Genomic DNA, 7,402 nt, shown 5'->3' with positions numbered 1-7,402 from the left:
ATTCATTATGAATTCGTAGTCCCGCCCTGGTAAGGTTGACTAGGATTGAAAATATCTTGGTATAAGCATATGTTCAATTGTCAACTACTGCCAATATATAGAGTTCATAGCCTAAAACATAATGATGGCCCAGATTCGATTTCCTATGATTAGTGTCGATGATAACGTGGGAATAATAATTCATTAGTGAAATAAAGTTGTGAATCAATGGGTTGTACGATTTTATCGTTTTCGTGTAACCATAGTTGTAAATCATTGTAATAATCGGAGCTCATTGATAAATCATTAGTAAAACAATGGGCTGTAGCTTGTATGGTTTGTTGGTTTAATGCATCATATACATCAGTTTGCGTATAAGCACAATAAATTGCAATCGCTTCATCCAAATGTTGATGAATATAATCTATAGCTTTTTTAATGACAGTGATAAAACGTGATAATTTATCGTGCTGTATTTTGAGGTGTTGTGGAGAGGTAATCAATATTAATTGACAAAAATCTGGAACATTATAATCTTTAAGAGCGAAGAAATCGACATTTAAGCCACGTAATTTTGCTTCGATTATTTCGAAATTTTCAAAGATTAACGTTGCTGCGTCTGCTTTGTCCTTCTCTAATGCATCTGTATGATAAAAGCTATTGTTCACAGGAATCAAATCACCTTCCTGATATGTAGCACCATCGGCTTCAATCATTGTTTTAACAATTGCAATACCACCGGAGCCTGGTGCCCCAGGATAGGTTAAGCGTTTTCCAATAAGGTCACGTGGACGAGTTATTGCTTTATCTTTGTTGAACATGACACCACCGTTAGTGTGCAAGAATCGTGCGAAGCCAACAACGTCTTTAGCGTTAGCACGATCTTCAACTAAGTGAATAGGTTCTGTTATCGCTATATCCATTTTGTTGTTTTCAATTTCAGATAGTGCATCGAAATGCGCTTCTGGCTCAATCATATGTACGTCAAGTTGTGCGTCTGCAAACCAGCCTTTTTCAATGCCAATGATCAGCGGCATATGATCTGGATTTAAAAACCATTCTAAACCAACTGTTAGTGTATCCATTATCTTTTCTCCTCCTATTAAAATAAGCATTCACGTAGCAAAAGTGAATGCTTGTGTTTAACAAGAAAAAGATTGATGTCAAAAGGACTACGCATCAATGACGCACAAGGTTCACTTTCCTACGCTGGTACTAACCATCAGGTTCAAGGGTTGAAACAAAGTTTCTCTCAGCAGCGATTACTGCACCCCTAGTGATTATTTACATATACAACATAACATAACAACATAAGTAAATAAAATTGGTATATCATAATTGAATGATGCATTGATATGACCTATTCTAAAAGTGAACATATTTATAAATTTTTTAATGTTAAGAGGGTTAAAATGTTAATAAGCAATGATTACTTGTATTATTTAACTATTATCATCGAGGTGTTCATTCTTGTAATAATACTTTGGGCGTATTTGCGTCTGAGTCGACAATGGCAATCTAAGCAGCGACGTATTTTAGTGATTAGCTACCAACTTGGTTTAATGGCAGCATTTTTAATTGAATTATTAGATGCGCTACTACCAGAGAATATATTTGGAAATGTTGTATTTGATGATTTATGGGGTTTTTCTACTATGATTGGATTGATTGAACTTAAGCGCCAACATTTTACCAAAGTATGGTGGCTTATGCCGACAACATTTTTGAGTGCTGTATTATTCATTATCTTTATACTATTAGGACCATTTGATTACTGAACATAGGAAACGAGGACGGATAAGCATATTTAACTATTGAACAATGCTAAAGATTCACTAATTTGTGAAATAAAGTTAATAGTTAATATGTTTATTTTTGTTTTTGTGAAGATACTGCTAGAGAAAATGAGAAAACACTTAATCTCACGAATCTTATTTAAAAGTTGTAAAGTTTGAATAAAGTAAAACGATAAGTACACATTAATTCAATCGTAAAAAACGATAACATGGAGCGTTATTTAGTACAGACTATATTATTTTATTATTTATATATATTATAATAAATTTTGTTTATTTTAGTAGCTGAAATGGTGATTATTCTTTATCTTGAGTATGTTTAAAACTTGGTTTTTCGTGTTTTGAGTCATTTGAAGCATGTTGGTTTTGTCGTTTAATTTGTTTTCGCTGACCTAATGAGAGAAATATTTCCATAATTCCCAGTGCAATTGCAAAGATAGATACAATATCAATACCATTAAATAAACGCACAATCCCAACGATAATTAACATAAGCCCTAGAACGAATGAGAAATTAAAGATGCTTTTCATTTATATCACCTCTTTATCAATATTGTAACTTACGATACAAGATTTTCGAATGATAGTATTTTAAATTATCATACACCATGTTTTTATACGAATTTTTAAACGAAAAGAATATACATACGACTATAAGTTTCTTATTTGGAAACTTTATTTCCTTGATATTGTCATATTAGAAATACAATTTAGTTCAACTGCTAGATACAATAAATAAATGTAAGGAGTTGTTTAATATGATTAAAATTAATAAGGTTATAAAAGCGCAGCGGACTAAACTAGGATTAACGCAAGATAAATTGGCTGCATATTTAGATATCACAAAGCCAACTATTTCAAAATGGGAAAATGGTAGTTTAATGCCTGATATTCAGTTGTTACCAAAGCTTGCAAAATTATTTAATATGAGTGTGGACGAATTATTGGATTATCAAGATGTATTAACGAAAGAGGACGCCACTCATCTGTGTCAACACTTGTCTAAACAATTGACTAATCATTCGTATGGGACATTTTTAACTGCAGTGAAAGAGAGTTGTCATAATAACAATAATGAGTATTCATTTTTATTGTCAATCATTGCGTTGCTGATGAATCATATTTATTATGCTGAAAATGAGGAACAATGTCTAGATACGATTCAATTTGCACAAACATTATGCGATATAGTTGAAGAAAAATCTGATTCTGATGAACTGATAAAATATGCTAAATGTTATCGTTTAGCATTTCAGCTATATTCAGCAGACTATAGCACCATTATCGACACTGTTCCTGATTGTTCAATTAAAGAGGGAACAGCATTCTTTTTAGCAGATGCTTATGCACAACAAGGGAACTTAGCGAAGGCTTCAAGTGTGATTCAAGTGGATATGTATCAATCACTAATGTTAATGTCTCAACAGTTACAGTTGATATTGGTTCGTGATTTATACGAAGAAATCAGTGATATCGAACAGCGTTTTAAAGCATTGCAGCAGGGGTTTAATACCAATCAATTATTTCCATATATCAATATTGGTATTAATTTGTCGCTGGCTAAGTATTACTATCAACAAACTGAGTATGAGCAAGCTTTAGAATATTTAGAAGACTACTGTCAGTGCTATGAACGAGTTGTGCGAAATTGTAATTATCAGCAAGATCATTTTTTTAATGATATTGATATGTTTTTAGCAAAAATGCCGTTTGGTGAGCGATTAAATATACAAAATGATAGAGTGGCACGTGACTTTTATAGAGTCGTAGCTGACGAACAACGATTTGCAGAATTGTGGCATAATCCACAATTTCAACAGATTGTGAAGCGTTTAGACTTTATATATCGCCAGGGGATTGAATAAAATGAAGAAATGGTATGTGACAATACTTTTATTAGGGATTAGTTTACTTTCAGGATGCAATTACAGTGATACACATCAAAGGACAGGTTTGGTGTATCAACTTGTTGTTGGACCTATGGATGGGTTGCTGCATTATTTGGGTTTACATCTGAATCATAATTATGGATTGGCTATTGTTATTATTGTGTGCCTAGTAAGATTAATATTAATGCCACTCATGTTGCATAACCAAAAACAAATGGCAATAACCAGTATGAAAATGAAAGAATTACAACCCAAAATTGAACCGATACAACAAAAAATGAAAGCAGCAGCAACTCAGCAACTAAAAAATGAGGCATATCAAGAGTTGCAGCAGTTATATCAACAACATCAACTTAATCCTTTAACAACCATGTTTGGCTGTTTACCTATGCTAATACAAATCCCCATTTTATTTGGATTATATGCGACATTAAAATGGCCAACTTCAGGAGGAATTCTAAGTTATCCAACATTTATGTGGTTTCATCTCACATCACCAGATAGCATGATAGCTATGATTGCTGGGTTCATGTATTTTGTCCAATCATGGTTAAGTGCCAGACAAATGCCTAAGGAACAAAGAATGATGGGCTATGTGATGATGATCGTTTCCCCGTTATTTATTCTCTACATTGCGTTTCAATCTCCCTCAGCACTAGCTTTATATTGGTTTGTAAATGCTGCGTTATTAATATTGCAAGCAATTATATCACAACGCCAAACGCATCATATTAGACAATCAAAAACAATGTGATAAATCTTCATATTATTAGGTAGACACTGCCATAGTTAAGCATGATAAAAGAAGACAGGCACTATCATTTACCAATCAACGGGATGTTAAAAATGATTCAATATTTATTATAGCTGGTATGATTGCCACAGTTGAGACAACACCACTTAGTATCAGTCGACCATATATGTGTAGTTGTTAGGTAGTAATTGAAGCAAGCGACCTCTTTATGAAAAGCAGATAGTCGAATTAATTGAACCACAAGTTGTAAATAGCAAGAATAGATAGAATAGCAAAATATTTAACTGCAAGTTTTTTTAAAAACATTCGATTTTAAGCAAGCGAGAATTGAATTATTAATCGTATTAAATGCATAAATATAAAATATTATGAATATACAAGGAAGTGTGAAAATTTATTTTCTAGGACATGGATCTTCTCAAAAAGATGATACATGTCTAAATTTTTAATCAAAAATCGGATGTGAGATTGTGAAAAAATAGATATAAACATTTGTTCATAGTCCGCAATAATATTTTGCATATTGGTTACTTTTAAAGACATATTATAATAAAAATTCCCAAGTTGTATAGACAAATATGCCTACAATGGCGGGGTTTTTACTTTGTAAATGCAATTTACATACTTGTCACAAAAACTTAACAATTCTCAAAAGCCTTGTGTATGTAAGCGTTGTAATATTAAATGTGAAATATTTCACAGAAATAATTATTTAAGGTATTAACAATTTTTGATAATCGTACTACACTGTCGGTGGAGGTACAAAAGAGAATAAATTAATTTGAGGGAAGAAGGTTATATTTATGAAATTCTTGAAAGTTGCTTCTTCGGAGGAAGCAAGAAAATATTTCACTAGCGAAAGAGAAATTGTATCGATCCATGACAAAGATGAAGACATCATCGATTTAGGTGCTGTTGTTCTTATGGAAGAGGATATGGATTTTGTCAACAAACTTAAAGAGGCAAAATTAGACATTCCTGTATTTGTTGTTTCCGACTACGAAAATGATAAAGATGCAGCTAACGCAGTGGATTTAAAAGAAGTAGATTTCATAATAGATGTAAACAATAGTAATTTTGAATATAATTCAAAAAAATTAGAATATGCAATTTCTAAATATGAAAACAATGTACTACCTCCATTCTTTAATACTTTAGCGGACTATGTTGAACGCGGTAATGTGCAATTCGACTGTCCTGGACACCAAGGTGGACAATATTTTGCTAAACATCCAGCTGGAAGACAATTCTACAAATTCTTCGGCGAAAATATTTTTAGAGCAGATATTTGTAACGCAGACGTGGATTTAGGGGACTTATTAATCCATGAAGGTCCAGCCGTAGATGCTCAAAAACATGCTGCAAAAGTTTATAATGCAGACAAAACATATTTCGTTATGAACGGCTCAACAACATCAAATAACATTACGATTACATCAGCAATTATGCCTGATGACTTAGTATTATTTGACAGAAACAACCACAAATCAGTTTATATTTCAGCTTTAGTTAAAGACGGTGGCCGTCCAGTTTATATGCAAACAGCACGTGACTCTTATGGTTTCATTGGCGGTATTCACGAACACGACTTTGATGAAGAATATTTGAGACAAGAAGTTGCTAAAGTGGATCCTGAACGTGCAAAATGGGATAGACCTTTCCGTTTAGCTGTTATCCAATTGGGAACTTATGATGGTACGATTTACAATGCACGTCAAGTTGTAGATAAAATTGGTCACTTATGTGATTACATTTTATTCGACTCAGCTTGGGTGGGTTATGAACAATTTATTCCATTAATGAAAAAATCTTCACCATTATTATTAGACCTTGATGAAAATGATCCTGGTATCTTTGTTGTTCAATCTACACATAAACAACAAGCTGGCTTCTCACAAGCGTCACAAATCCATAAAAAAGATAAACACATTAAAGGCCAAAAACGTTATATCAATCATAAACGTTTCAATAATGCTTATATGCAATATGCATCAACTTCACCATTCTATCCAATGTTCGCTTCTCTAGATATCAACGCAAGAATGCAAGAAGGACCTATGGGAGAAAAACTTTGGAACGATTGTTTAACTGTATCAACAAATGCTAGAAAAGAAATCCTAGCTAAATGTAAATATATTAAACCGTTCTTACCTGAAAAAGTGAATGGTAAAAAATGGTCTGATGCACCAACAGAAGAAATCATTAGCAATTTAGACTATTGGAAATTCAATCCAGAAGAATCATGGCATGGTTTCAACGGCTATGGTAAAGACCAATATTTCGTTGATCCAAACAAATTCTTATTAACAACACCAGGTATCAACCCAGAAGATGATTCATACATGGACTTTGGTATCCCAGCAGTTATTTTGGCTAATTATTTACGTGAAAATGGCATTATTCCTGAGAAAAATGACTTAAACTCTATTCTATTCTTAATGACACCAGCTAGCGACGAAGCTAAAATGAACAATTTAATCGCTAAATTAATCAAATTCGAAAGCTTAATTGATCAAGATGCACCGCTAGATAAAGTGTTGCCAAGATTGTATCATCAAAACTTTGAACGCTATCAAGGTTATACAATTCGTCAATTATGCCAAGAATTACATGATTTCTATAAAGAACATAATACAAAAGAATTCCAGAAAAAAATGTTCTTAAAAGACTACTTACCAGAACAAAGCATGAAACCTTACGATGCTAACATTCAATTATTGAAAAACAACGCTAAATTAGTTGAATTAGACAACATCGTTGGAGAAATTGCACTTGAAGGTGCATTACCATATCCTCCAGGAATCTTCTGTGTTGTTCCAGGTGAAAAATGGAGCGAAACAGCTAAATCTTACTTCAAGATTTTAGAAGAAGGTATCAATAAATTCCCTGGATTCGCACCAGAAATTCAAGGTGTTTACTTTGAAGAAGTAGACGGCAAAATTAAAGCATTTGGTTATGTGCTAGAAAGCTAGGAAGGAGAACGA

The 7,402-nt window shown here is 32.8% G+C and carries 6 protein-coding genes and 1 riboswitch; of the genes, 4 read left to right on the top strand and 2 right to left on the bottom strand.

Annotated features, from left to right (window positions below; translation table 11 throughout):
- Window positions 1-149: 149 nt before the first annotated feature.
- Complete coding sequence (locus HMPREF2597_RS02355) at window positions 150-1,064, bottom strand: ABC transporter substrate-binding protein (RefSeq protein ID WP_002479028.1); 915 nt, start codon at window positions 1,062-1,064, stop codon at window positions 150-152.
- Window positions 1,065-1,163: 99 nt separating this feature from the next.
- Window positions 1,164-1,264: riboswitch (TPP riboswitch) on the bottom strand.
- 127 nt (window positions 1,265-1,391) lie between these two features.
- On the opposite strand from HMPREF2597_RS02355, the gene HMPREF2597_RS02350 reads away from it, so the two are divergent.
- The gene (locus tag HMPREF2597_RS02350) at window positions 1,392-1,757 is read left to right on the top strand and encodes a hypothetical protein (RefSeq protein ID WP_002479027.1); all 366 of its coding nucleotides are present in this window, start codon (window positions 1,392-1,394) and stop codon (window positions 1,755-1,757) included.
- A 315-nt stretch (window positions 1,758-2,072) separates the two neighbouring features.
- On the opposite strand, the gene HMPREF2597_RS02345 is transcribed toward HMPREF2597_RS02350, so the two are convergent.
- Window positions 2,073-2,306: a hypothetical protein gene (locus tag HMPREF2597_RS02345; RefSeq protein ID WP_002479026.1), complete on the bottom strand. Its 234-nt coding sequence runs from the start codon at window positions 2,304-2,306 to the stop codon at window positions 2,073-2,075.
- Window positions 2,307-2,533: 227 nt separating this feature from the next.
- Here HMPREF2597_RS02345 and HMPREF2597_RS02340 point away from each other — a divergent pair, with 227 nt between their 5' ends.
- From HMPREF2597_RS02340 to speC, 3 genes are all read left to right on the top strand, one after another.
- Window positions 2,534-3,640, top strand: coding sequence for a helix-turn-helix domain-containing protein (locus HMPREF2597_RS02340; RefSeq protein ID WP_002479025.1), 1,107 nt, complete (start codon window positions 2,534-2,536; stop codon window positions 3,638-3,640).
- A gap of 1 nt (window position 3,641) precedes the next feature.
- Complete coding sequence (gene yidC, locus HMPREF2597_RS02335) at window positions 3,642-4,418, top strand: membrane protein insertase YidC (protein WP_002479024.1); 777 nt, start codon at window positions 3,642-3,644, stop codon at window positions 4,416-4,418.
- A gap of 803 nt (window positions 4,419-5,221) precedes the next feature.
- Window positions 5,222-7,390, top strand: a complete 2,169-nt coding sequence (speC, locus tag HMPREF2597_RS02330; RefSeq protein ID WP_002460725.1) for an ornithine decarboxylase — start codon at window positions 5,222-5,224, stop codon at window positions 7,388-7,390.
- The last annotated feature ends 12 nt before the right edge of the window (window positions 7,391-7,402 follow it).

This window comes from Staphylococcus sp. HMSC063A07, assembly GCF_001836955.1.
Taxonomy (GTDB): Bacteria; Bacillota; Bacilli; order Staphylococcales; family Staphylococcaceae; genus Staphylococcus; species Staphylococcus lugdunensis.
Note: the sequence above shows the minus strand (reverse complement) of the source record. Positions and strands in the feature narration are given on the sequence as shown.